Genomic DNA, 24825 nt, shown 5'->3' with positions numbered 1-24825 from the left:
AGCGAGTTTCGCATGCGATTTCTACCCGTGTTTCTCGATCTGCAAAGCGGCGTGGTGCTGCTCGTCGGAGCCGGCGAACTCGTGCGCGCGAAATTGCGCTTGCTGGCGTCAGCCGGGGCGCGGGTCCGCTGGTTCGCGACCGACGGCAATCATGATCTTGCTGGCCTCGACGCCACGGATGCAGCGCGGATTGAGCCGGCTTCGAGCGATCCGCTCGCGGCCGACCTCTCGGGCGTCATTGCAATTCTCTGCGCCGGCGCCGGCGACATCGGCGTTGCGATGTCGGCGCGCGCGAAGGCGGTCGGGCTGCCCGTCAATGTGATGGACGACCTCGCGCATTCCACTTTCATCTTTCCTGCGATCGTCGATCGCGGCGACGTGGTCGTTGCCGTCGGCACCGGCGGCGCGTCACCGGTGGTCGCGCGCCGCATTCGCGAGCGCATCGAAGCGGTGCTGCCGGCGCGCATTGGTGATCTCGCCGCCTTCATCGGCAGCTTTCGCAAATCGATGCATGCGCGCATTCCCGAATTCCCGCTACGCCGCCGCTTTTGGGAACGCGTGATCGATGGCCCGATCGGCGCGCTGGTGCTCGCCGGCCGCAAGGACGAGGCTGAAAAAGCGCTGAACGACATCGCCGATCCTTCCGCCTTCGCCGGCGCGAGCAAGGACGGCAAGGCGGAAGGCCGTGTGACGCTGGTCGGCGCCGGGCCGGGCGATCCGGATCTGCTCACCATCAAGGCGCTGCGCGCCCTGCAGGATGCCGACATCGTTTTCTACGACGAGCTGGTCTCGCCGGAAATTCTCGATCGCATTCGTCGCGACGCCGCGCGCGTTCCGGTCGGCCGCCGCGTCGGCAAGCCCGGCGTCGGCCAGGATGCGATCAACAAATTGCTGATTGATGCTGCAAAGGCGGGACAGCGCGCCGTGCGGCTGAAGGGCGGCGATCCCTTCATCTTCGGCCGCGGCGGCGAGGAAATCGAAGTGCTGCGCGCCGCCGGCGTCGCCTATTCGGTAGTGCCCGGCATTACCGCGGGGCTCGGCGCCGCTGCGCAGTTCGAGGCGCCGCTGACCTACCGGCATGAGGCGCTGCGCATCACCTTCCTGACCGCGCACAAGGCAAAGGACGCCGAGACGGTCGACTGGTCGGTGCTGACAGACAAGAAGATGACCATCGTGGTCTATATGGGTATGACCGCGGCGCCGTCGGTCCGCGCAGGCCTGTTGGCCGCGGGCCGGTCGCCGCAAACCCCCGTCGGCATATTTGCGCGGGTGACGCGGCCGGATGCGCAGGCCGTGGTCGGTACGCTCGAAAACCTTCCCGCGCTGGTCGAAAAAATCGATGGCGGTCCCGCCGTCCTCATCATCGGCGACGTCGTGGCGCACTCCGCGCCGTGGCGCCAGTCCAACCTCAATCAAGTCATCTCCAAACTGCTGGATGCTGCCGAATGACCTCTCCGCTTCAACAAAAAATCAAGATCACCGGTCCCTCGATGGTGACCGCCAACCGCACCTCGGATGGCATTGTGATCTATCGCACCGCGCAGCAGGGCTGGTCGGCGAGCTTGTCGGACGCTGCGATCGTCCGCACCTCCGATGAGGCGCGGGCGCTGCTGGCCGAAGCCAATGCCGACGACGTCGGCGCGGTCGGCGCCTATATCGCGCCGGTCGAGCTCAAGGACAGCGGCGAGATCAAACCCGGCAATTTACGCGAACGCATCCGGTCGAAGGGTCTCACCATCGACCTGCTTCCGGCTTAAGGCTGATCCATCATGTACGCATATGACGAACTCGACCGCACGCTGATCACCGAACGCGTGTCCGAATTCCGGGACCAGGTGAAGCGCCGTCTCTCCGGCGAGCTCACCGAGGACGAATTCAAGATGCTGCGGCTGCAGAACGGCGTCTATCTGCAACTGCACGCCTACATGTTCCGCGTCGCCATTCCCTACGGCACGCTGTCGTCGACGCAGTTGCGAGCGTTGGCCCATGTCGCGCGCCGCTACGACCGCGGCTACGGCCATTTCACCACCCGGCAGAACATCCAGTACAACTGGATCAAGCTTGCCGAGCTGCCGGATGCACTGGCCGATCTTGCCGAAGTCGGCATTCACGCCATGCAGACCTCCGGCAACAACATGCGCAACGTCACCTCGGACCAGTGGGCGGGCGTCGCGCCGGGTGAGATCGAGGATCCCCGCATCTGGTCGGAAATCCTGCGGCAGCACACCACGCTGCATCCGGAATTCTCGTTCCTGCCGCGCAAGTTCAAGATCGCCATTACGGCCTCCGACCACGACCGCGCCGCGATCAAGATCCATGACATCGGCTTGCGTCTGTACCGGAATGCGGAAGGCGAGACCGGCTTCGAGGTGCTGGTCGGCGGCGGGCTTGGCCGCACGCCGTTCATCGCCAAGACCATCAAGCCGTTCGTGTCGCGCCGCGATATCCTCAGCTATGTCGAGGCGATCCTGCGCGTCTATAACCAGTACGGCCGCCGCGACAACATCTACAAGGCCCGCATCAAGATCCTGGTGCACGAGCTCGGCATCGAGAAGTTCGCGGCGGAAGTCGAGGAGGAATGGGAACATATTCGCGACAGCGCGCTGACGCTGGAGGATTCCGTGATCGAGGAAATCCGTTCGCGCTTCTCCTATCCGGCTTATGACAAGCTGCCGCACATGCCGGAAGAGCTGAAGAAGGCGGCGCATGATCCGCATTTCGAGGCCTGGCGCCGCAACTCGGTGTTCACGCACAAGGTGCAGGGCTATTCGATCGTGACGCTGTCGCTGAAGCCGGTAGGCGGGCCTCCAGGTGACGCCACCGCCGACCAGATGGATGCAGTCGCCGATCTCGCCGACAAATATTCCTTCGGCGAAATCCGCGTCGGCCACGAGCAGAACCTGGTGCTGCCCCACGTCGCCAAGCGCGATCTGCCCGCGCTGTGGAAGGCGCTTGACAGGATCGGCCTCGCGACGCCGAACATCAATCTGGTCTCCGACATCATTGCCTGCCCGGGGCTGGATTATTGCTCGCTCGCCAATGCACGCTCGATCCCGATCGCGCAGGAATTGACGCGCCGCTTCGCCAATCACGACACCGCGAACATGATCGGCCGCCTGCACATCAATATTTCCGGCTGCATCAACGCCTGCGGACACCACCATGTCGGCCACATCGGCATTCTCGGCGTCGAGAAGAACGGCGAGGAGTTCTACCAGATCACCATCGGCGGCCGCGCCGACGAGAATGCCCAGATGGGCACCTTGATCGGGCCGGCGGTGCCTTACGGCGACGTCGCCGATGTGATCGAGGACATTGTCGAAGCCTATCTTGCCTTGCGCGCGCGCCCCGACGAATTGTTCGTCGATACGGTGAAGCGGCTCGGCGTCGAACCATTCAGGGAGCGGGTCTATGCCACTCGTTAAGGACGGAAAAATTGCAGCCGACCTGTTCGTCCATGTGCCCGACGGCGCCGAACTGCCGGGCGATGGCGCGATCCTGGTTACGGCGGCGCGGTTTCTCGAAGATCCGCAAGCCTTGCTGGCGCGCCCCGGCAAGCTCGGCGTGATCTGGCCGAACAATCGCGACATCGACGATCTCGTGCCGTATCTCGACCGGCTGGCCGCTGTCGCGCTGGTGTTTCCGTCGTTCCGCGACGGCCGCGCCTATAGCCAGGCGCGACTCCTGCGCGAGCGGTACGGGTTCGAAGGCGAGCTGCGCGCCACCGGCCAGGTGCTGCGCGATCAGTTCGTGTTCATGCTGCGTGCGGGCTTCGACGCTTTCGAGGTGAAGAAGGACAGCGACGCGGCGGCGTTTGCGGCTACCACCAAGCGCTATTCGGTGTTCTACCAGCCGACCGGCGATGGCCGCGTCACCGCGCTCAATCGGCGGATGCAGTTGCGTCATTCGGAGAGTGCCGGCCAGTGAGCATGATCGTACAGCACGCCCTCGCCGCGGATGCGGCGATCCTTCATTCGGCGCAGACGCTCGATCATACCTTGCGTGACGCCTCGCCGGCGCATGTCATTGAAACCGCGCTGAAGACCGTCGGCCGCGAACAGCTCGCGCTGGTCTCGTCGTTTGGCACGGAATCGGCGGCGCTGCTCAAGGTGATGGCGGACGTCGATCCAGCCATTCCCGTGATCTTCCTCGATACCGGATGGCTGTTCGAGGAGACGCTCGCCTATCGCGACACGCTGATCGCAACGCTTGGCCTGCGCGACGTTCGTTCGATCAAGCCGCTGGATGAGGCGCTCTCACGCCAGGATCCCGATCGCGAATTGTGGTTTTCCGACCCCGACGCCTGCTGCCGTATCCGCAAGGTGGAACCGCTGGCGCGGGCGCTGAAGCCGTTCTCGGCCTGGATCAACGGACGCAAGCGTTTTCAGGGCGGCGCGCGCGCCGAGATTCCCGTCGTCGAGGACGACGGCGCGAAGCTGAAATTCAATCCGTTCGCCAACGCGTCGCGCGAAGAGATCGAGGCGATCTACAAGCTCGCCAAATTGCCGCCGCACCCGCTGGTCGCCTCCGGCTATCTGTCGGTCGGGTGCATGCCGTGTTCGAGCCGGACCGCGCCGGACGAAGACGCCCGTGCCGGCCGCTGGCGCGGCAAGGGCAAGACAGAATGCGGCATCCATACGATGAAGACTTCATAGGACAATGCCGTTGCGGCACCGCAAACAATGAAACGCGGTTCCGTTGACTGAACGCTCTTTCGCCGCGACTTATATGCTCCATGTTTTTGATGATGTGCCTCATCAAGCTGAATGGAGATCAACGATGATCCTTCGCATTCTGCCGCTCGTCGCGGGATTGCTCTGGGCGAGTTCCGCGCTGTCCGCCGACTACACCCTGCTCAACGTGTCCTACGATCCGACGCGCGAACTCTATGCCGATTTCAACAAGGCGTTCGCAGCGGCCTATCGCAAGGAGACCGGCAAGAGCGTCGAGATCAAGCAGTCGCATGGCGGCTCGGGCTCGCAGGCGCGGGGCGTGATCGACGGCTTGCAGGCCGACATCGTCACGCTGGCGCTGGCCTATGACATCGACGCCATCGCCGCCAAGGGGCTGATGGCGCCGGACTGGCAGAAACGCCTGTCGCTCAATGCGTCGCCCTATACCTCCACCATCGTATTCCTGGTGCGCAAGGGCAATCCCAAGGCCATCAAGGATTGGGACGATCTGATCAAGCCCGGCGTGCAGGTGATTACGCCGAACCCGAAGACCTCGGGCGGCGCGCGCTGGAATTATCTGGCGGCGTGGGGCCATGCGGAAAAGAAATTCGGCTCCGCTGACAAGGCGAAGAAGTTCGTCGCGGATCTCTTCAAGAATGTGCCGGTGCTCGATACCGGTGCGCGCGGCTCAACGGTGACATTCGTCGAGCGCGGCGTCGGCGATGTGCTGCTGGCGTGGGAGAACGAGGCATTCCTGGCGCAGCGCGAATTCGGCAAGGACAAGTTCGAGATCGTGGCGCCGCCACTGTCGATCCTCGCCGAGCCGCCGGTCGCGGTCGTCGACAAGGTTGCCGATAAAAAAGGCACACGCGCCGTCGCCGAGGCCTATCTGAAGCATTGGTATACCAAGGAGGGTCAGGAAATCGCCGCGCGCAATTCCTATCGGCCGCGCGATTCCGAAATCGCGAGGGAGTACGAAAAATCCTTCGCCAAGGTCGAACTTTTCACGATCGACGACGTTTTCGGTGGTTGGACCAAGGCGCAGAAAGATCACTTCGGCGAAGGCGGCATCTTCGACCAGATTTACAAGAATTGATCTGGCCGGCGGCCAGCCGTAGCGGAAGCAGGGGGATTTGTGAGCACAGCGGTCGCACGGCGGACGAGCTTGCCGGGGTTCGGGCTCACCATGGGCCTGACCCTGACGTGGCTCTCCGTCATCATCCTGATCCCGCTCGCCGGTCTGTTTCTCAAAACGCTCGAGCTTTCGCCCGGACAGTTCTGGGAAATTCTCACCAGCCGCCGCACCCTGAATGCGCTGAAGATTTCGTTCGGCCTCTCCTTTGCCGCAGCCTGCGTCAATCTGGTGATGGGGACGATCATCGTGTGGGCGCTGGTGCGTTATCGTTTTCCGGGCCGGCGGCTGTTTGACGCCATCGTCGACATTCCCTTTGCGCTGCCGACCGCGGTCGCGGGCGTGGCGCTGACGCAATTGTTCGCGCAGAAGGGATGGTTGGGAGCGCCGCTCGCCGAACTCGGCATCAAGGTCGCGTTCACGCCGATCGGAATTTTCATTGCGATGGTCTTCATCGGCATCCCCTTCGTGGTGCGGACGGTGCAGCCGGTCCTGATCGATCTCGATCCTGAAATCGAGGAGGCGGCCGCGAGCCTCGGCGCCGACCGCTGGCACACGGTGTTCAGAGTAATCCTGCCGAGCCTGATCCCGGCGCTCTTGACCGGCTTTGCGCTGGCGTTCGCGCGCGCGGTCGGTGAATACGGCTCGGTGATCTTCATCGCCGGCAATCTGCCGAACGTGTCGGAGATCGCGCCGCTCCTGATCGTGATCCGGTTGTCCGAATTTCGTTACGCCGATGCGACGGCAATCGCCGTCATCATGCTGCTCGCTTCGTTCCTGATCATCCTTGTCGTCAATCGCCTGCAACGCTGGGCGCAAACCCGCATTCCCGCGCATTGAGGGCCTGCTGATGTCGACGCAAACGAGCTTTGTGACGCCAGCGAGGCCGCTAAGGGCCTACGCGTCGACGGCGGACCTCGCGATCTCCCCGCCGTCGCACCGCGAGGCGAGCGACCGGGCGCGCGCGGTTGCTTCGCCGAAGGACCTGCGGACCGAGCCCGCACCCGTCCGCTTCATCATCATAGCGCTTGCAGTCGCCTTCCTCACCATCTTTGTCGTGCTGCCGCTGGTCGTGGTGTTCGCATCGGCCTTGTCGAAAGGCCTCAGCGCCTATTTTGCGGCGCTGGCCGAGCCGGAGGCACTTTCGGCGATCAGGCTGACGCTGCTGGTTGCGGCGATCTCGGTCACCCTTAACCTCGTCTTCGGGGTGATCGCGGCCTGGGCGATCGCGAAGTTCGACTTCCGCGGCAAGACCTTCCTGATCACGCTGATCGACCTGCCGTTCTCGGTAAGCCCGGTCATTTCGGGTCTCGTCTTTGTGCTGCTGTTCGGCGCGCAGGGTTATTGGGGCACGTGGCTGCAGGCGCACAACATCCACATCCTATTCGCGGTGCCGGGCATTGTGCTCGCGACCATCTTCGTGACCTTCCCTTTCGTCGCCCGTTCGCTGATCCCCTTGATGCAGGAGCAGGGCACCCAGGAGGAAGAGGCTGCTATCTCGCTCGGAGCATCAGGCCTGCAGACCTTCTTCCGCGTCACTCTGCCCAATATCAAATGGGGCCTGTTGTATGGCGTACTGCTGTGCAACGCGCGCGCCATGGGCGAGTTCGGCGCGGTATCGGTGGTGTCGGGCCATATCCGCGGCGAGACCAACACCATGCCGCTGCTGGTCGAGATCCTGTATAATGAGTATCAATTCGTGGCGTCGTTTGCGATTGCCTCACTCTTGGCGATGCTGGCCCTGATCACGCTGGTCGTAAAGACCGTTCTCGAACAGCGCCTGGACGAAGGACAAACCCCAAGGGACTATCCAAGTGACCATTGAAGTCAAAAATATCGTCAAGAAATTCGGCGCGTTTGCAGCCCTCGACGATGTCGATCTGAAAGTCGGCAAGGGCGAATTGCTGGCGCTGCTTGGTCCATCCGGTTCGGGCAAGACGACGCTGCTGCGGATCATTGCAGGCCTCGACTGGCCCGACGCCGGCGAGGTGCGGATCGACGGCGAGGACGCGCTGGGACACGGTGCCAGCGAGCGCCATGTCGGATTCGTGTTCCAGCACTACGCGCTGTTCCGCCACATGACGGTGTTCGAAAACGTTGCCTTTGGCCTGCGCGTGCAGCCGCGCGCCATCCGCAAGGACGAGGCCACGATCCGCGCCCGCGTCAAGGAGCTGTTGGATCTGGTGCAACTCGACTGGCTGGCCAACCGCTATCCCAGCCAGTTGTCCGGCGGCCAGCGGCAGCGCATTGCACTCGCCCGCGCGCTCGCGATCGAGCCGCGCATCCTGCTGCTCGACGAGCCCTTTGGTGCGCTCGACGCCAAAGTGCGGAAAGAGCTGCGGCAATGGCTGCGCTCGCTGCATTCCGAAATCCACGTGACCTCGATCTTCGTCACCCATGACCAGGAAGAGGCGCTCGAAGTCGCCAACCGCGTGGTGGTGATGGACAAGGGCCGCATCGAGCAGATCGGCACGCCCGGCGATGTCTATGACAATCCCGCCACCGCTTTCGTCCATGGCTTCATCGGCGAATCCATCGTGCTGCCGGTGGAGGTTGCCGGCGGCTCGGTGCGGCTCGGCGGCCGGCCGCTCAATATCGCCGCCGATGGCGCGGTCTCCGGTGCCTCAAAGCTGTTCGTCCGCCGCCACGACATGCAGATCGGACCGGCGGGAACCGGCTCGCTGGAGGGCGCGGTGCGCCATGTCCGCTCGTTCGGCCCGATCCAGCGGGCGGAGATCGCGCTCTCGGGCGGTGAGGGCAAGACCGTGATCGAGATCGACGCCCCGCGGGACCGGGAACTCCAGGCCGGTGAGATCATCGGCCTGCAGCCGCGCCGCTACCGGATTTTCGCGGTCCAGGATTGATGCCGTAGCCCGGGTGAAGCGCAGCGCAACCCGGGGTCCTTCTACGCGGACGGACCGTCCCGGATTGCGCTCCGCTCCATCCGGGCTACGGCGCTGCCGCCCCGGACCAACCACGAAATCGCTCCCCCGTTCACCATTCAGCCACGGTTGGTATGCAACAACGGGCGCGTCCAGCCTTCCGGATTCTTTGGGGGATTCTTTCAGTGAAACGGGCGACCATCGCCATTATCGGGCTTTTGCTGCTTGCCGGCTGCTCGGCAGACGTCAAAATCCCAGATCAGCCGGCCATGTATCTCGACATGGCGCAACCCGGCGCCACGCTCGATCCGGTCGCGGCGGCGATCATGATCTCGCAATACCGCCAGAACAACGGCCTCGGCACCGTGGTGGTCGATCCCGAACTGATCAAGCTCGCCGAGCAGCAGTCGCAGGCGATGGCGGCGCGTAACAAGATGGACCACAATGTGAAGGGCCCGCTGGAGAAGCGGTTGGGCGCTTCCGGCTATCCGGCGACGCTTGCGGTCGAAAATGTCTCGGCCGGATACCACACCTTGGCGGAGGCCTTCTCCGGCTGGCGCGACTCGCCGCCGCACAAGGCCAACATGCTCAAGAACGGTGTCACAAAATTGGGCATCGCAGCAACTTATGCTCCAGGCACCAAATACAAGGTGTTCTGGACACTCATCCTAGCATCAACCTGAAGCAGGTCCGGTTCGGGCTTGGATGCCTCACCGGGCGATAAACTCGGCGTGATCTTTGCTTCCGATCTCGTTAATTGACGCCGTCGCGATCTGCCGCCACGGTGCCGCTGTCATTGTCTACTAGTCGACGGTCACGATGGATTTCTCCGACTCTGCGCCAGCCACCACGCCCGCGATGGCGCAGCGTGTGCTGGTGCTGCAAGGCGGCGGCGCGCTCGGCTCCTATCAGGCCGGCGCCTTTCAGGCGCTGTGTCGCTCGGGTTTCGAACCGGAATGGGTCGCGGGCATTTCGATCGGCGCCATCAATGCTGCGATCATTGCCGGCAACGGTCCTGAAACGCGCGTCGATCGCCTCAAGGAATTCTGGGAGATGGTGTCATCCCCTGTGCCGTGGAATCCCGTCACGTCAGGCGACCGCGCGCGCTCGCTGTTCAACGAAACCAGCGCCGCCCTGATTGCCACCTTCGGTGTGCCGGGCTTCTTCACGCCGCGCATTCCGCCCGCACCGTTGTGGCCACCCGGCAGCTCGCAATCGCAGAGCTATTACGACACCGCGCCGCTCAAGAAGACGCTGGAGCGGCTGGTCGACTTCGATCGCATCAACGATCTGAAAACGCGGCTCAGCGTCGGCGCGGTCGGCGTGGCCTCGGGCAATCTCAGATATTTCGACAATTTCCAATTCAGGAAACTCGGCAAGAAGATCGGCCCGGAGCACATCATGGCCTCCGGCGCGCTGCCGCCCGGCTTTCCTTCCGTCGAGATCGAAGGCGAGCATTACTGGGACGGCGGCATCGCCTCCAATACGCCGCTCGATTACGTGCTGGGTGAGGAAAACAACCGCGATCTCCTGATCTTCCAGATCGATCTGTTCAGCGCGCGGGGCGACTTGCCGACGTCGCTGCTGGAAGCGGCCGAGAGGGAGAAGGACATCCGCTATTCGAGCCGCACCCGCATGAGCACCGACAAGAACAAGCAGGTACACAATGCGCGCAAGGCGCTGCGCGAACTGCTCGGAAAATTGCCCGACAATCTCAAGAGCGATCCGTCGGTGGCAGTCCTCTGCAACGCAGCCAGGGAAAACACTGTCACCGTGGTGCACCTGATCTACAAGAGCAAGAACTACGAATCATCGTCGAAGGACTACGACTTTTCGCATGTCGCCATGGTCGAGCACTGGAACGCGGGCGTCCGCGACGTGCACCTGTCGATGCGTCACAGGGATGTACTGGAGCGCCCGCAATCGGGCGAGACCATGATGGCCTACGATATGACGGGGGATGTTTCGAAGGCCCCCGAAGCCAAGCAGGAGTGAATGGAATGGGTACATTGAAAGGCAAGACCGCCGTCGTGACCGGCTCGACCAGCGGCATCGGATTGGCTTACGCGCGCGCTTTCGCCGCCGCCGGCGCCAATGTCGTCCTCAACGGCATGGGCGTGCCGGCCGATATCGAGCGGGAGCGTTCCGGCATCGAGACCGATTTCAAGGTCCGGGCCGTGCATTCGCCCGCCGACATGACCAAGCCCGCCGAGATCGCCGAAATGATCGCGCTTGGCGAGAAGACTTTTGGCGCGGTCGACGTCCTCGTCAACAATGCCGGCATCCAGTTCGTATCGCCGATCGAGGAATTCCCGCCCGAGAAGTGGGAAGCGATCATCGGCATCAACCTGTCGTCGGCGTTTTACAGCATCCGCGCCGCGGTGCCCGGCATGAAGAAACGCGGCTGGGGCCGCATCATCAATACGGCTTCCGCGCACTCGCTGGTCGCTTCGCCGTTCAAGTCGGCCTATGTCTCGGCCAAGCACGGCATCGCCGGCCTCACCAAGACGGTGGCGCTGGAGCTTGCGACCTTCAAGATCACCTGCAACTGCATCAGCCCGGGCTATGTCTGGACGCCGCTGGTCGAGAAGCAGATTCCCGACACCATGAAGGCGCGCAACATGACCAAGGAGCAGGTCATCAATGACGTGCTTCTTGAAGCACAACCGACCAAGGAGTTCGTGACGTCAGAGCAGGTTGCCGCGCTGGCACTGTTCCTGTGCAGCGACGATGCAGCCCAAATCACCGGCGCGAACCTTTCGATCGACGGCGGCTGGACCGCGGCGTAGGAAACAGGAGCGGCCGGGAGCACTCCTATTGGGTCGTGCTCCTGGCAAAGGCCGCGATGCTCTCTGGCGACAAATGCAGTTCGTTGAAGACAAGCTTGCCGGCGACCAGGACCAGAACAGAGGCCAGTACCACCCTCAACACGGTCTCCGGCACCCGAACCGCACAGTAGCTGCCGATAACGATGCCGGGCAATGAGCCTATCAGCAGCACACCCATCAGCGCCCAATCAACGGAGCCGAGCGCCCAGTGGCCGATGCCTGCCACCAGCGTCAGCGGCACCGCGTGCGCGATGTCGGAGCCGACGATGGTTGCCATCGGCAGGCGCGGATAGAGCAGCAGCAGCGCGGTTACCCCAACTGCGCCGGCGCCCACCGACGAAATCGAGACCAGCACACCTAGCGCTACGCCGACCAGCACGGTCGCGCGGGCGGTCGTCGAAATATCGAGCCCTTCCATACGCCGGCGGTATCGATCCATGATCGCCTTGCGGAAGATCAACGATGTCGCGGTGAGGATAAGCGCAAAGCACAGCACCAGATTGATCAGGCTGCGCGCGGATGCCCCGTTGAGGTCGAGTTGCCACAGCACGAGCAGCGTCACCATGCTCGCCGGAATGCTGCCGCTGGCGAGACGCATCACCGCCGGCCAGTGAATGCTGCGGGCCCAGCCATGCACCACGCTGCCGCCGGCCTTGGTAGCGGCGGCGTATAGCAGATCAGTGCCGACGGCGGTCGCTGGATGAATGCCGAACAGCAGGATCAGCAACGGCGTCATCAGGGAGCCGCCGCCGACACCTGTCATCCCGACCAGCAGGCCGACGCCGAATCCCGATGCAACGTACAGTGGATCAATCATTCCAGGATCAGATCTCGGTTCCAATGCTCAACTATATATCAACGTCGGTACAGCCGTTCCATCGATCGCGAAGGATCGAAGGAAATAAGAATGTTTCATGCGAACAGGTGAGCTCATTGGATATTTTCCCCATTATGCCAGCAACCGACGATAGCTGCGTCCTGCAGCTTCAAATGAGGCAGATACAAGGCATATGCGGAACCGGGGAAACGGGAAAAACCGATTGCTAACTAATTCAGGGCGAACAGGTCAGCGCGGGCGCGGCACTTGCTGTCTCATTGATCTTCCGGGATCAGCGTTTGCCGAACGCCAGCACGTGCAGTCCGAGCCGCCGGCGCACGATCCAGAACAGCAGCACCGTCTCGAACGCCAGCGAGATCGAGGTCGCAGCCGCAGCACCATGGCCGCCGAAGCGCGGCACCAGCATTACGCACAGCACGAGGTTCATGACGAAGGCGAGCGAATAGGCCAGCGCGCAGATGTGCTGGTGGCCGAGCATGTTGAGGAGACGCTCGACCGGGCCGATGGCGGATCGCACCACGAGTCCAACAGCCGCAATGAACATGATGTCGTAGCCGACCACGAATTGCGGTCCGAACAGCCACAGCAGCGGCTTGCCCAGCGCCAGCAGCAGGATGGTCGCGGCCAGCGACGGCCAGAACGTCCACTGGATCGCGTGCGCCACGTAGGCCGCTAGCCGCGGCTTGTCGCCCTGCGCGTGATATTCGGCAAAGCGATGCGCCGTCGTCGCCGCCATCGCATAGTGAATGAAGGAAACCAGCGCCAGCGTCTTCACCACGGCGAAATAGACGCCGACTTCTTCGGAGGAGCGGAACTGCTGCAGCACCAGCACGTCGGTGTAGGACAACAGCAGATAAAAGCTTTCCACCAGCAGGATCGGCAGCGAGACCGCGAGCCAGCCGCGGAAATCATAGGCCTTGGGGCCAGCCTCGATGTGGCCGCCGAGCCTGCGGTTCAGCACGATCATCTGGCCGATCATCGCGATCCATACCGCGGCGGCGCTGGCCCACATTGCGGCGGTGGCGCCGAGATTGAAGCCGAGCACGAAGGAGCCGGCCGTGAGGCCAATGATCAGCGACTGCCGCACGATGAATTGCGGCATCAGGCCGAGCTGCATCCAGTCATGCGAGCGGGCGATGCCGTCCTGGGTGTTGGCAACGACAAATGCCGGCAGCGTCAGGCAGCCGATATAGAGGGGAACGATCGCGTTGGCGTCGATCCACGGCGATAATCCGTTCACCGCGCCCGCCAGCAATAGCGAGACGATCGAGGAGACGGCGAGCGTCATCCAGCGGCTGCCGGAGAGGAAGCCGCGCAGCAGGGCATGCTCGCCGCGGGTTCGATACTCCGGAATGATCTTCTGCGCGGATGCCGAGATGCCGAAATCCATCATGCTGCCGAGCAGCAGCACCCAGGTCCAGACATAGACGTAGATGCCGTAGTCCGAGCCGCCCATCCAGCGCGCCAGCAGGATCTGCGCGAAATAGGCGAGCGCTGCGCTGAAGACGCGGATGATGAAGACCATGCCGGCCAGCCGCCTGGTGACGGAGGCTTCACTGGAGCCGCCAAGCAGCCCACGCAGGCGCGCGATCACGCCGGCAGGCGGAGCGGTTGCGGATTGCGTATCCATCACGGCCACAAGGGTGCATCCCCGAAACGTGCCGCGAGGCGGCGGCGATGGTCGGATGTATCAACCATTCGTTAAGATTCGGTTGGATGGCGGGCTAGCGAGGCGGCGTCCCCGCGCGGCGTATCCGGTGGCTTTGGGCCGCGACGTAACGTCACGTTTCAGGGCGAGATAGCTCCATCACGGCAAGTGACGCCCTGTAACTGAACTCTGCGACTGTGCTTCCGCGAACCCAAGCAGGCCCACGCAACCCAGCGCGCTGGAACTTTTCCGACCTTTTCCAACTTTTAGCCCTGGCCGCATGGTGCGGCCGGGGAGGATAAATATGAAACTACTGCTCGTCACCGCTGTAACGATCACCACCGCGCTGGCTGTCAGCCCGGCTTCTGCCCAGAAGGCTTCTGCCCAGAAGACGGGTTGCACAAGCGAAAACATGGCCAAGCTCGTCGCGTCCGGTAACGCTATGCCTGAGAGCCCCGGCAAATTTGCGATGATGAAAGAGATGGGCGCGGCGAATGCCGCCATGTCAAAGGGCGACATGCGTAGCGCTTGCAAGAGCTACATGCGCGCTCAGCAGATGAGCGGCCAGAAGAGCTAGGAGGACACACGTTTCTGAAGAGGAGAGCTGCCAAGCGCCGGCTCTCCTCTGATTGGAAAGCGTCGCTGCACCGGGTGGAAGCACCTTGCGGCATCGTGGCGCGGCTGAGCACGTCCGCAGCGTCGGCAGGTCGCGTTAATTCAGATTGACATTGAACTCGTAGGCCCGGTCGCCGCCGACCAGCGTCAATTTGAGCGCGGCGCCTTCCGGGCTGGCGCCGGGAGGCAGGCCGTCGAGTTCGAAGGCAAAGCGTTTGACGCCGGGCGGACTTTGCTCGACGAGCCTGGGAACCGGCAGCGCCCAGTCAGGCGTCGGCCCCTCGACGAACAGGCTGACCTCCTTGGCCTCGGGCGCGGTCACGTCGACCAGCACGTTGCCCTTTCCCTCGCGCTTGACGTCGCGGATGGTCAGCGGATTGGGGTCGCCGACATTGGCGGGCTTCGGCACGGTATTGAGCGCATCGGACAGGTTGCCGTCCTCGGTGCTTGCCACGCTGGCAAAAGCGAGTTCGGCATGGGCTTCGACGGGAATGCAGAGCTTGTCGCAAACCGCGTAGCTGATATTGGCCCGCAGCGTCACCGGCTTGTCGGCATTTTTGGCCACGATCCGCAGGGGCAACACGACCTGCTGCTTGTATCCCAACGCGGTGCCGCCGGCGCCGTCGTCAAATTTCTTCGGCGCCGGCCACAGCACGGTCACGGCTTCGACATTGTCCGACTTGGAGAAGTCAAAACGGGGCGGAACGCCGGAATCGCCGGGCGTTCGCCAATAGGTCTTCCATCCCGGCTGCAACTGGATGGCGACTCCGCCGAGCAGCACCGTGCCGCTGCGCGATCCCGCCAGCAACCGGACCGCGGAATGCGCGTCATGTTGCCACGGCGAGGCATCCTCGGCGCGAACTTCCGACGTCGCACACGCGACATACAATGCGGCGACGCCGAGCGCGGCGCGGAGGGGAACTATCACGATCATGGGACGTCTTTACAGGCAAGTTTCGAAGCAAACCATTGAATTGCGTGTGATCGGCCGCCGAATGACGCCGGAAGCTTGATTGACAGAAACCCAACCCGATATCAGGATATGCAATCAGCAAGAGAGGCCTTTGCGGATGAGCCCTGAAGGCAAAACATCGAAGCCCGTTCGCCGCAAAGCCGCCGGCTTTGGCGATAATTCGTCCGGCGAAGGCTACCTGGACGGCCGGCTCTTGATCGCCATGCCGGTTATGGGCGACCCGCGCTTCGAGCGCTCCGTCATCTACATGTGCGCGCATTCGTCGGAAGGGGCGATGGGCATCATCGTCAACCGCCCGGCCGGCAGCATCGATTTTCCGGGATTGCTGGTGCAACTCGACATCATCCAGAGGGCCGACCAGATCAAGCTGCCGGAAAACGCCGAGTCCATGCAGGTGCTGAAGGGTGGCCCGGTCGATACCGGCCGCGGCTTCGTGCTGCATTCGAGCGATTTCTTCATCCAGGATGCGACGCTGAATATCGATGACGGCATCTGCCTGACTGCGACGGTGGACATCCTCAAGGCGATCGCCAAGGGCACCGGACCGAAGCACGCGATCTTGGCGCTCGGCTATGCCGGCTGGGCGCCGGGCCAGCTCGAGGACGAGATTCAGCACAATGGCTGGCTGCATTGCGACGCCGACCCGGAATTGATCTTCGGCGACGACGTCGATGAAAAATACCAGCGCGCGCTGCGCAAGATCGGCATCGACCCCGGCATGCTGTCGAACGAGGCCGGGCACGCCTGAGTTCGTCGCCACCACAACAAAGGCGTCGTCCCTGCGAACGCAGGGACCCATACCGCGTGATCTATCGGGGAAGCGCGGTCGTAGACGCTCTGCGTTCGCCGATTATCATATGAGTTGCTGAACCGAAGCCGTCTTCCTTGTGCCCCTTCCAAGGGCCGCGGCGTATGGGTCCCTGCGTTCGCAGGGACGACAACGTGGAGATTTCCTACTCCGCCGCCTGCTGCTGCACCGTCGGCTCGGTGCCGGCAACGGTCGCGCGGCGCATGTCGCGGGGTTGCGACTGGTCGTAGCGCCGGACGCGGTGCATGGTCTGGCGGTTGTCCCACATCACGAGGTCATGCAACGTCCATTTATGGACATGGACGAATTTCGGCTGCGTGGCGTGCTCGGTGAGATCGCGCAGCAACAGCCGCGCCTCGGGCACGCTCATGCCCTTGATGGCGCCCGCATGCGATGACAGGTACAGCGACTTGCGGCGATGCACCGGATGGGTCCGCACCAGCCGCTGCAGCACCGGCTTGAACATCTCTTTCTCTTCGTCGGAATAATCGAGGAAGCCGAGCGAGCCGCGCGAATACATCAGCGAATGCTCGCAGATCAGATCCTCGATCTCGGCCTTGGTCTCGTCGTCGAGCGCGTCATAGGCCGCGCGCATGTCGGCGAATTCGGTGTTGCCGCCCTTGGGGTTCACCACCCGCGCCGACAGCAGCGAAAATTTTGCCGGGATCGGGCGGAACGAACTGTCGGAATGCCACAGGCAGTTGCCGAGATTGAACAGATGGGTGCGGCTGTCGCGCGGCAGCGGCTTGCCGTCCTTGCCGAGGTTGGAGACGTCGTTCAGCCCCGTGGTCAGCCGGTAGTCTTCCTTCTTGGTGATGGTGCCGCCCCGTGCCTTCTCGCGCTCGCCAAAATTCAGCGCAAAGGCCAGTTGCTGTTCGTCCGTGATGTCCTGGTTGCGGAACAGCAGCACGGCATATTTGTCCATGCCGGCTTCGATGTCGGCCGCTTCCTGCGGCGACAGGGGCTTGCGCAAATCAACGCCCGAAACCTCGCCGAAAAAATGCGGATGAAGCTGCCGGATCGTGACCGTCATGGCGTCTCTCCAGGATGCGGCGGGCGGTTCGTCCCGCTCTCTTTGTAGGAAAAATTACTCGCCGATCGCGCCGTGTCAACGCGACAGAGGCTGTGTGGTGCACACACCTGTCATGCCCGGACTTGATCCGGGCATCCATCAACCTTCACAAAGGGCTTTCGCAGTGGATGGATTGCCGGGTCCCGGCTACGCCAAGGCTTCGCCGTGGCTGTTCTGTGTTGGCGCGCCGAAGCTTTAGCGGAGGCGGCAAGCCCGGCAATGACGGGAAGTCACGCGTTTCGCGCCATCAGCCCGCCGTCCACGGGGATGACAGCGCCGGTCAGGAACGAGGCCGCCGGCAGGCACAAGCTCAGCGTCATGTGCGCCACTTCCTCGGGCTCGCCGTAGCGGCCAAGCGCGGTGCGGCGTCTGGCGTAAATCGTCTTGTGCTCCTCGGAAATCCGCTCGGTGATCGCGGTGCGGATCGGGCCCGGGCAGATGCAGTTCACCGTGATGCCCTCGCGGCCGAGCTCGACGGCAAGGGAGCGCGTCAAGCCGGTGACGCCGGCTTTCGCCGCCGAATAGGGGCCGTGCAATGCGGTCGCGCCGAGCGCCTCGGTCGATGCGATATTGACGATGCGCGGGCATTTCGATCGGCGCAAATGCGGCAACGCCGCGCGGATGATGCGCGGATGCGCGGTCAGCATCACGGCCAGCGCCTTGCCCCAGGCTGCTTCATAACCCTCGTCGTCGATAGCAACCCGCACGGAGATGCCGGCATTGTTGATGACGATATCGAGGGAGCCGAAATGTTCGGCGACGTCGTCGACGACCTTGATGATGTCGTCAGGCTTTGCGACGTCGAGCACCCATGCCTTCGCCGAACCACCAGTTGCGACGATCTCGCCGGCGACGGCGTGGGTGGCGTCCAAGTTGATATCGGTAACGGCGACTTTGGCGCCGTCGTTCGCGAACACCCGCGCCGTGGCGCGGCCCATACCGCTGGCGGCGCCGGTGACCAGAACGGTCAGGCCTTTAACCGAGCGGCTGAGCTGTTTGAATTCTGACATGACGGGATCCGGTCAAGGGATGCGAGGTGCGCGTTGCAGGATTGACAAGGCTGGCACCGATCCGCAGACAGGTCAAACGAAGCCGATCGAGGTGCAATCGTGATCAATATTGGCGGCCCGCAGATACGTCGCCTGGAGCCTGCTGACGCTGCCCTGTATCGAGAGATACGGCTGGAAGCTCTGCAGAGAAATCCGGAGGCTTTTGGCAGCACGTTTGAGAGAGAAAACGCGCAACCGCTATCGTGGTTCGAAGCGGCAATTTCCTGCGCGGCCATCTTCGGCGGATTCCTTGATGGGCGGCTTATGGGAATAGCTGGGTTTGGCGCGCAGGAAGGTACGAAGCACGCGCATAAGGGATTGCTTTGGGCCATGTATGTTCGAAGCGCTGCGCGAAAATCCGGGCTTGGGAAAATGCTTGTCGCGGCTGTTCTGGATCATGCGCGCGGGCGCGTGGAGATGGTCCAGTTGACCGTGGTAAGCGAGAATGAAGCTGCGCGGCGGCTTTACGACACCATGGGCTTTGTCGCGTACGGCTATGAAAAGCGAGCCCTCAAGCACGACGGGCGATATTACGACGAGGTTCTGATGGTCAAATTCCTCGACGAAGGTTTGAATTAGAAAACCAAAAGGATCGCAGGGATGAACGAACTGGATTTCAGCGGCAAGCAGGTGCTGGTGGTCGGCGGCTCCAGCGGCATCGGTAACGGCATCGCGCAGGCCTTCCGCGCCAAGGGCGCGCATGTGGCCGTCTGCGGCACCCGCGCGGACGCTGCCGATTATTCGCCCGACGAAGGATCGCATCTCGAAGGGCTCGACTATTTCCGGCTCGACGTCAGCGACGCTCAAGCCATTGAATCCTTCGAGCCACCTTTCGACAAACTCGACGTGCTGGTGCTGGCGCAAGGCGCGGTGATCTACCGCCGCGGCGAATTCAAAATGGATGGCTTTCGCAAGGTCGTGGAAGTCAACCTGATGAGCCTGATGGCGTGTGCAACGAAATTTCAGGCGATGCTGAGCGCGAGCCAAGGCTCGCTGATCATCGTCAGTTCGACTGCCGCCTATCACTCCACCATGGGCAACCCGGCCTACAACGCTTCGAAGACCGGCGCGGTCGGGCTGACGCGTACGCTCGGCGAGGCGTGGGCCGGCAATGGCATCCGCGTCAACGGCATCGCGCCCGGTCTGGTCGACACCAAGATGACCAAGGCGACGACATCAAATCCGAAACGCCTCGAAGGCGCGCTGGAGCGGATCCCGTTGAAGCGGCTCGGCACGCCCGCCGACATGGCCGGCGCGGCGCTGTTCCTGGCCTCGCCGCTTTCGTCCTACATTATCGGCCAGACCATCGTGGTCGATGGCGGGCTTATACTTTGAGCCAAGTCTTGTGAGCCAAGTCTCCTGTGAGCCATGTCCGTTGAATTGAGGCATTTCGAGCGGCCGGAACCCGAACGGGGCTCGCCGGTTAGCTCCCAAGAAAAACAGGAAAAACGGGAGTGACCGCGATGGACAAGGATCGGATTGCCGGATCGGCCAAGGATTTTGCGGGTAAGGTCGAAAGCACTGTCGGCGACATGGCTGGCGATGCGAAGACGCAAGCCGAGGGCCGCGCGCGCGAAGCGGCCGGCACCGTGCAAAATCTCTACGGCCAAGCCAAGGATGCCGCCCGCGACGCCACCGATGCCGCCGTCAACTATGCCAAGGACGCCTATGAAAACAGCGGCGACACCGTTCGCAGCGGCCAGCAAGCGGTGGCGAAGACCGTGCAGGAAAATCCGCTCGGCGCGCTGTTGGTCGCAGCTGGAATTGGTTTTGCGCTGGCGCTGTTGATGACGCGCCCGCCGCGCCGCCCGCCGCCGCGCTGGCGCTATTACGGCTAGAACGGTCCTCATTGGTTTGCATCGTCCGGAACGCGTGTCTCATCGAGAGGCGTCGGAGGTGAGGCGTCAGAATCGCGTGAGATTGCCCGGCGGGACCTCGGCCGATCGTCCGACACTACCCGGCGGGCGCGGCACGCCGGGGGCCACGGGTCCACGCGGCGGCGGTGCGGCCGCGGGTGGTGGCGCAGGCTGACGCGGCGCGGCGCCGAAGCCGCCGAAGAAATCGCGCAGCGACGGCCCGTTGGTTTGCGCCGGTCTGATCTGCATCGGCGGCGGCGGTCTCCTTTGTTGTTGCTGCAGTGTTTGCTGCGGCGGCGGCAGCAAAAGCTGCTTCTGTCCGGGCACTGCCGCCACCGTTCCGCCCGGCGAGGCGGCTGCTACCGGCGTGTCGCCCTTGGCCTGCTCGCGGCCGATTTCCCGGCGAGGCCAGGCGTAATCGTCGGCGCGACCGGCGGGTGGCGCCAGCGCTTCACCCTTCACCAGCGTGCGCGCAGCGAGCGCATCCACCCCGGCGGGGCGCGAGCCGGGACCGCCGAGCAACTGATCGGTGCCGACGGAAGAGGCCACCAGCGGCATGACGGGTCCGGCCAGCGGACGCGGCGCCGGCTGGCCGGGCGCGACACTGGCCTCGGGCGTTGCCGGTTCGATCGGCACGGCGATCGGCCCCGAGCGCGAAGCAAGCAGGCGCGTCACCTCGCGCTCGACATAATGCGCGAGCTTGCGCGCGCCGGGCCTGGAGAAGAAGACGCCGTCGGCCGTACGCAACTGGCGGATCTGGCCTTCGAAGTCGGGACCTTTTTGCAGGAAGCGGCCGGCTTCATCGACAAAGCCGTCCCAGACGTCGACATAGGTGATACCGGCCTTGCCGGCGCCGTCGCGATACAGCGCATCGAGGAACAGCATGTCGGACGTTCCCTTTTGCCCGCGGATCGCAGGCAGGCCGACCCACAACACCGGTACGCCCTTGGATTTCAGGATGCCGATCAGCTCTTCGATTTTCTTGGCGTAGAGTTCGACCCAGCGCTCGTCGCGGAATTCGTAGAGCCCGCCGCCGGAGCGCGCGCTCTTTTCGGGGGCGGCGATTTGCGCCGCATCATCGTCCTCGGCATCGTCAGCCGTTGCAGTATCAGCCTTCGCGGTGGCCGTGTCTGCCTTGGTTCCATCGGCCTTGCCAGCATCGGCCTTGGCAGTATCAGCCGAGCTTTCGGGCTTTAGCTTTGCATCGCCCGGCTTGCCGCGCGCTTCCTTCTTGTCTTCCTTCTTGTCGGCCTTCTTCTCGATGACCGCCTCGCGGATGGCCTGGCGGTCGTGGAGGCCGAGCATGACGACGATGGCATCCGGCTTTTCGGTGGCGAGGATGCCCTTGGCAGCCGCGGCCCAATCGGCGGGCTCGCCGCGCGGCTGATACTTGATCAGGCCGGAGACGGTCTTGTGCTTGCGGATCACGCCCATGTCGGGCTGCTCGCTATAGGCATCTTCGAGACCATAGCCGAGCCAGTCGGCCATGGCGTCGCCCAGCACCAGCACGTTACGTTCCGGCACCGTGTCGCGCTTGGCGGGCCCAGGCGCACGGGAGAAATCCTGGCGCGGCGCTTGTTGCGGGGCCTGTTGCTGGAATGGCTGAAAGAAATCGCCGCCGAACCAGCTGCCGCCGCTGCGCGGGGCGGGGCGGGAGGGCCCTCCGAAATTGAAGAACTGCGCCGACGCAGGTCCGACGATCCCGATCAGGAGCGCGATCGCAACCGCCAGCGCCACCAGCGGGCCGGTGTCGGTGAACACGCTCAAGAAGGACTTTGGCTTTCGCATCCGGCTCGGTCGCAATGGGTCGTGATGTGTCAAATATAGTAGAGGAATCGGGCCGCAAGCGGGCAGATTATCCCCATAAACCGAGGTTCCGACCTGACCGTCAAGGCTTCTGCCGAATCGTGGTTTTCAGGGTTACTTTCGGGGCTGAAAGCGGGATTAACGCCCCCGCAGCCGCTCCAGCACATCGGAGGAGGCGAATCCGTCCGCCGGAGCCCCGATCGAGGCCTGGAAGCCGCGGAGCGCCTCCCGGGTCTGGCCGCCGAACTGGCCGTCCGGCGTGCCGCGGTAGAAGCCGCGCTGGGCCAGGAGCTGCTGCAGTTCCAGCCGCTCCGCGCGCGACAGCACCCGTTCCTGCCGCGGCCAAGGCTGCACGAACGGCGCCCCGCCGCGCAGGCGGTCGGCAAAATGGCCGATCGCCAGCGCATAGGCCTCGGCCGGGTTGTATTTCATGATCACCCGGAAATTCTGCAGCATCAGGAAGCCGGGCCCCTGCGTGCCGGCAGGCGCCAGCAGATAGGCCTTCTCGGTCGTGTCCGGGAACGGCCTGCCATCGGCGCGCTTCATTCCCTGGCTCTGCCACTGCGCGATCGTCATCGCCTTGGCCTTGTCCGCCAGCATGAAATTAAAACCCTCCGGCAGCACCACCTCGTAGCCCCAGCTCCGCCCGGTCTGCCAGCCGTCCTTCTTGAGGTTGTTGGCGGTGGAGGCGATCAAATCGGCGGCGTTGTCGACGACGTCGCGGCGGCCGTCGCCGTCGGCGTCCACGGCGTAGCGCTTGAAGGCGGTCGGCATGAACTGCGTCGGCCCGAACGCGCCGGCCCAGGAGCCGCGCATCTGTTCGGGACGCAGATCGCCGCGGTTGAGGATTTCGAGCGCGGTGAGGAATTCGTCCTTGAAATAGGCCTGCCGGCGGCCGACGCAGGCCAGCGTCGCCGTCGACTGCACCACGTTGCGGTCGCCCATCTGCGTCGAGTAGTTCGACTCGATGCCCCAGATCGAGGCGATTGCGTAGCGGTCGACGCCGTAGGCTTTCTCCACCGCGTCGAACTGCGGCTTGTATTGTGCGAGGATCTCGCGGCCCTTGGCGAGGCGGTTGTCGTTCACGAGGATGTCGAGATAGTCCCAGATTGCCTTGGTGAATTCGGGCTGCGAATCCATCAGGTCCATGATGCGCAAATCAGGCGCAAGGCCTGCGGTGAAACGCTCGAAGTTTTGCTGGGTCACGCCGCGCCGTGCGGCATCAGGCCACATCGAGGCGACGCAATTTTGAAAGTTCGCGGCGGCCTCCCGGATCGCGGAGGCCGTCATCAGCGGATGGCCGGAAGCGCCGTCCTCGCCGCTCCAGGGCGGCGGGCCGCCGTCCGGGCCGGGCGTGGCCTGCGCCTGCTGCACCGGGCCGGATTTCGGTCCGGAGAAGATGTTGCCGAAAAAGTTCGAAACGCCGTTGCCGGAGGATTGGGCTTGAGATTGGGCCTGCCCGCTGGAACACAACAGCGCGGCCGCGATTAAGATCGCGCCAGTTCGATTGCTCATCGCTCGTTCCATTAGACCCATGCCGTGCCCGTCCGTCGCAATCAACCCCGCGCCAGAAAGGCCCTGTCACGGTTTCCAATAGCTTAACAGAGGGGATTTTGTTGTGGCGACCGGCGGGCGCAAGGGGCGGCGAGACGCTACCATACATCCGCCTTTGTTCAGGGGTGCAAACCGGCTATCAACGTGCAATCAAAGCACTTTCCTCATCTCCAAGGCCCTCGACATCCATGAAAATCCGTAAAGCCGTCTTCCCGGTCGCCGGTCTCGGCACCCGCGTCCTGCCCGCCACCAAGGCGATGCCGAAGGAAATGCTGACCATCGTCGACAAGCCGCTGATCCAGTATGTGGTCGACGAAGCCAGGGAAGCCGGCATCGAGCATTTCGTCTTCGTCACCGGGCGCAACAAGGGCGTGATCGAGGATCATTTCGACCGGATGTTCGAGCTCGACACCACGCTGGCTGCGCGCGGCAAGAAGGCCGAGCAGGACATCCTGGCGCGCGACCAGCCCGAGGCCGGCGCCATGAGTTTTACCCGCCAGCAGGCGCCGCTCGGCCTCGGGCACGCGGTCTGGTGCGCGCGCGACATCGTCGGCGACGAGCCGTTCGCGGTGGTGCTGCCGGACGAACTGGTGCTGAACAGCCCGGGCTGCCTGAAGCAGATGATCGAGGCTGCGGCCAAGCTCGGCGGCAAGTCCAATCTGCTCGCGGTGGAGGCGGTGCCCGACGATCTCACCCACCAATATGGCATTTGCGGCGTCGGCAAGCGGCTCGCCAAAAACATGTTCGAGGTCGACGGCATGGTGGAGAAGCCGCCGAAGGGCACCGCGCCGTCAAACCTGTCGATCACCGGACGCTACATCCTGCAGCCGGAAATCTTCAAGATCCTGGAGACCCAGGAGCGCGGCGCGGGCAACGAGATCCAGCTCACCGATGCGATGAAGACCCTCGCCAAGACGCAAAGCTTCTATGGCGTGGAGTTCGCGGGCGAGCGCCACGATTGCGGCTCGAAACCCGGCTTCCTGCGCGCCAACATCGCCTACGGCATGGCCCGCGCCGATCTGCGCGACGGCCTGCGCGCGGAGATGAAAAAGTATCTGGAGAAGTGAGGAGAGGGACGCATTCCGCGTTTC

The 24825-nt window shown here is 63.5% G+C and carries 25 protein-coding genes; 18 read left to right on the top strand and 7 right to left on the bottom strand.

Translation table 11 applies throughout. The annotated features are described in order from the left end of the window. The first annotated feature begins 12 nt into the window (after positions 1-12). The 12 genes from cysG (at position 13) to V1279_RS29715 (ending at position 11476) form a co-directional block, all read left to right on the top strand. Entirely contained in the window at positions 13-1449 is a 1437-nt protein-coding gene (gene cysG, locus V1279_RS29770) for a siroheme synthase CysG (RefSeq protein WP_334443352.1), read from the top strand. Further along, positions 1446-1757: a DUF2849 domain-containing protein gene (locus tag V1279_RS29765; protein ID WP_214489196.1), complete on the top strand. Its 312-nt coding sequence runs from the start codon at positions 1446-1448 to the stop codon at positions 1755-1757. The genes cysG and V1279_RS29765 overlap by 4 nt, the downstream gene beginning before the upstream one ends. 12 nt (positions 1758-1769) lie before the next feature. Beyond that, a complete protein-coding gene (locus tag V1279_RS29760; protein ID WP_334443345.1) occupies positions 1770-3425 on the top strand; it encodes a nitrite/sulfite reductase in 1656 nt (551 codons plus the stop codon). After that, on the top strand, positions 3412-3927 hold the full coding sequence (locus tag V1279_RS29755) for a DUF934 domain-containing protein (RefSeq protein ID WP_334443342.1): 516 nt from the start codon (positions 3412-3414) through the stop codon (positions 3925-3927). Before V1279_RS29760 ends, V1279_RS29755 begins: the two co-directional genes overlap by 14 nt. Positions 3928-3929: 2 nt before the next feature. Further along, a complete protein-coding gene (locus V1279_RS29750; RefSeq protein ID WP_334446623.1) occupies positions 3930-4655 on the top strand; it encodes a phosphoadenylyl-sulfate reductase in 726 nt (241 codons plus the stop codon). A gap of 124 nt (positions 4656-4779) precedes the next feature. Further along, the gene (locus tag V1279_RS29745; protein ID WP_334443340.1) at positions 4780-5769 is read left to right on the top strand and encodes a sulfate ABC transporter substrate-binding protein; all 990 of its coding nucleotides are present in this window, start codon (positions 4780-4782) and stop codon (positions 5767-5769) included. A 69-nt stretch (positions 5770-5838) separates the two neighbouring features. Continuing rightward, positions 5839-6645 (top strand): sulfate ABC transporter permease subunit CysT, encoded by an 807-nt coding sequence (gene cysT, locus V1279_RS29740; protein ID WP_334446621.1) that lies wholly within the window; start codon positions 5839-5841, stop codon positions 6643-6645. 10 nt (positions 6646-6655) lie between these two features. Then, a complete protein-coding gene (cysW, locus tag V1279_RS29735; RefSeq protein ID WP_334443337.1) occupies positions 6656-7630 on the top strand; it encodes a sulfate ABC transporter permease subunit CysW in 975 nt (324 codons plus the stop codon). Then, the gene (locus V1279_RS29730) at positions 7620-8669 is read left to right on the top strand and encodes a sulfate/molybdate ABC transporter ATP-binding protein (protein ID WP_334443334.1); all 1050 of its coding nucleotides are present in this window, start codon (positions 7620-7622) and stop codon (positions 8667-8669) included. Before cysW ends, V1279_RS29730 begins: the two co-directional genes overlap by 11 nt. Positions 8670-8821: 152 nt before the next feature. Next, complete coding sequence (locus V1279_RS29725) at positions 8822-9370, top strand: CAP domain-containing protein (RefSeq protein WP_442894836.1); 549 nt, start codon at positions 8822-8824, stop codon at positions 9368-9370. Between the two features lie 136 nt (positions 9371-9506). Beyond that, positions 9507-10682 carry a DUF3734 domain-containing protein gene (locus V1279_RS29720; protein WP_334443329.1) on the top strand — a complete coding sequence of 392 codons (1176 nt, stop codon included), beginning with the start codon at positions 9507-9509 and terminating at the stop codon, positions 10680-10682. A gap of 5 nt (positions 10683-10687) precedes the next feature. Then, positions 10688-11476 (top strand): 3-hydroxybutyrate dehydrogenase, encoded by a 789-nt coding sequence (locus V1279_RS29715; protein ID WP_334443327.1) that lies wholly within the window; start codon positions 10688-10690, stop codon positions 11474-11476. Between the two features lie 25 nt (positions 11477-11501). On the opposite strand, the gene V1279_RS29710 is transcribed toward V1279_RS29715, so the two are convergent. Both V1279_RS29710 and V1279_RS29705 read right to left on the bottom strand, forming a co-directional pair. Further along, positions 11502-12332, bottom strand: coding sequence for a sulfite exporter TauE/SafE family protein (locus V1279_RS29710; RefSeq protein WP_334443324.1), 831 nt, complete (start codon positions 12330-12332; stop codon positions 11502-11504). Positions 12333-12624: 292 nt separating this feature from the next. Next, positions 12625-13992 carry an oligosaccharide flippase family protein gene (locus V1279_RS29705; protein WP_334443321.1) on the bottom strand — a complete coding sequence of 456 codons (1368 nt, stop codon included), beginning with the start codon at positions 13990-13992 and terminating at the stop codon, positions 12625-12627. Between the two features lie 313 nt (positions 13993-14305). Here V1279_RS29705 and V1279_RS29700 point away from each other — a divergent pair, with 313 nt between their 5' ends. Continuing rightward, the gene (locus V1279_RS29700; RefSeq protein ID WP_334443319.1) at positions 14306-14578 is read left to right on the top strand and encodes a hypothetical protein; all 273 of its coding nucleotides are present in this window, start codon (positions 14306-14308) and stop codon (positions 14576-14578) included. Between the two features lie 135 nt (positions 14579-14713). On the opposite strand, the gene V1279_RS29695 is transcribed toward V1279_RS29700, so the two are convergent. Then, positions 14714-15550 (bottom strand): protein-disulfide reductase DsbD domain-containing protein, encoded by an 837-nt coding sequence (locus V1279_RS29695; protein ID WP_334443317.1) that lies wholly within the window; start codon positions 15548-15550, stop codon positions 14714-14716. A gap of 136 nt (positions 15551-15686) precedes the next feature. On the opposite strand from V1279_RS29695, the gene V1279_RS29690 reads away from it, so the two are divergent. Then, complete coding sequence (locus tag V1279_RS29690; protein ID WP_334443315.1) at positions 15687-16337, top strand: YqgE/AlgH family protein; 651 nt, start codon at positions 15687-15689, stop codon at positions 16335-16337. Positions 16338-16542: 205 nt separating this feature from the next. Here the strand turns inward: V1279_RS29690 and V1279_RS29685 are convergent, their stop codons facing one another. Both V1279_RS29685 and V1279_RS29680 read right to left on the bottom strand, forming a co-directional pair. Further along, the gene (locus V1279_RS29685; RefSeq protein WP_334443312.1) at positions 16543-17430 is read right to left on the bottom strand and encodes a TauD/TfdA dioxygenase family protein; all 888 of its coding nucleotides are present in this window, start codon (positions 17428-17430) and stop codon (positions 16543-16545) included. 269 nt (positions 17431-17699) lie between these two features. Then, entirely contained in the window at positions 17700-18479 is a 780-nt protein-coding gene (locus tag V1279_RS29680; protein ID WP_334443309.1) for an SDR family NAD(P)-dependent oxidoreductase, read from the bottom strand. A gap of 99 nt (positions 18480-18578) precedes the next feature. Here V1279_RS29680 and V1279_RS29675 point away from each other — a divergent pair, with 99 nt between their 5' ends. The 3 genes from V1279_RS29675 (at position 18579) to V1279_RS29665 (ending at position 20356) form a co-directional block, all read left to right on the top strand. After that, positions 18579-19097 carry a GNAT family N-acetyltransferase gene (locus V1279_RS29675; protein WP_334443307.1) on the top strand — a complete coding sequence of 173 codons (519 nt, stop codon included), beginning with the start codon at positions 18579-18581 and terminating at the stop codon, positions 19095-19097. 21 nt (positions 19098-19118) lie between these two features. Next, positions 19119-19853, top strand: a complete 735-nt coding sequence (locus V1279_RS29670; RefSeq protein ID WP_334443304.1) for an SDR family NAD(P)-dependent oxidoreductase — start codon at positions 19119-19121, stop codon at positions 19851-19853. 128 nt (positions 19854-19981) lie between these two features. Then, the gene (locus tag V1279_RS29665; RefSeq protein WP_334446620.1) at positions 19982-20356 is read left to right on the top strand and encodes a CsbD family protein; all 375 of its coding nucleotides are present in this window, start codon (positions 19982-19984) and stop codon (positions 20354-20356) included. Positions 20357-20422: 66 nt separating this feature from the next. Here V1279_RS29665 and V1279_RS29660 read toward each other — a convergent pair whose 3' ends face one another. Then, positions 20423-22162, bottom strand: coding sequence for an SGNH/GDSL hydrolase family protein (locus tag V1279_RS29660; RefSeq protein ID WP_334443302.1), 1740 nt, complete (start codon positions 22160-22162; stop codon positions 20423-20425). Between the two features lie 156 nt (positions 22163-22318). Then, positions 22319-23695 carry a lytic murein transglycosylase gene (locus V1279_RS29655; RefSeq protein ID WP_334443300.1) on the bottom strand — a complete coding sequence of 459 codons (1377 nt, stop codon included), beginning with the start codon at positions 23693-23695 and terminating at the stop codon, positions 22319-22321. 227 nt (positions 23696-23922) lie between these two features. On the opposite strand from V1279_RS29655, the gene galU reads away from it, so the two are divergent. Continuing rightward, positions 23923-24801, top strand: coding sequence for a UTP--glucose-1-phosphate uridylyltransferase GalU (gene galU, locus V1279_RS29650; RefSeq protein WP_334443297.1), 879 nt, complete (start codon positions 23923-23925; stop codon positions 24799-24801). The last annotated feature ends 24 nt before the right edge of the window (positions 24802-24825 follow it).

The sequence above is a fragment of the Bradyrhizobium sp. AZCC 1610 genome (genome assembly GCF_036924515.1).
Classification (GTDB): Bacteria; Pseudomonadota; Alphaproteobacteria; order Rhizobiales; family Xanthobacteraceae; genus Bradyrhizobium.
This window is presented reverse-complemented; position numbering and strand designations above follow the sequence as displayed.